Origin of the sequence: Bacillus sp. SIMBA_005, from assembly GCF_046535585.1 — a bacterium.
GTDB lineage: Bacteria > Bacillota > Bacilli > Bacillales > Bacillaceae > Bacillus > Bacillus pumilus.
Map to the genome: position 1 here is coordinate 1 of NZ_JAWRWI010000795.1, position 253 is coordinate 253.

At 44.7% G+C, this 253-nt stretch carries 1 pseudogene; it reads right to left on the reverse strand.

The annotated features are described in order from the left end of the window. Nucleotides 1–108: pseudogene (locus tag SB660_RS22255) on the reverse strand (iron-sulfur cluster assembly accessory protein); the annotation flags it as partial. Nucleotides 109–253: the final 145 nt, after the last annotated feature.

The window sequence follows — 253 nt, forward strand, 5'->3', positions numbered from 1 at the left end:
TCCGCCTTTTACGCCCACACGGAGAAACGCGTTTTCTTCTTCATGCTCTTTCATCATATCTTTTATATGCAAAGCCGCTGCTTCAGTAATAGTTACTGGAACACTCATAAGTAGACCTCCTTTTTAAAAACGGATGCTGATATCTATTATAAACCTTGAGGAGCGTATTTCTCAAACGAGCTGTTTACAAATAATAGACGCCGCTGCATACGGTTTCGGCGGGTCCCGTCATCAGCACGTGCCCGTTGTCCTG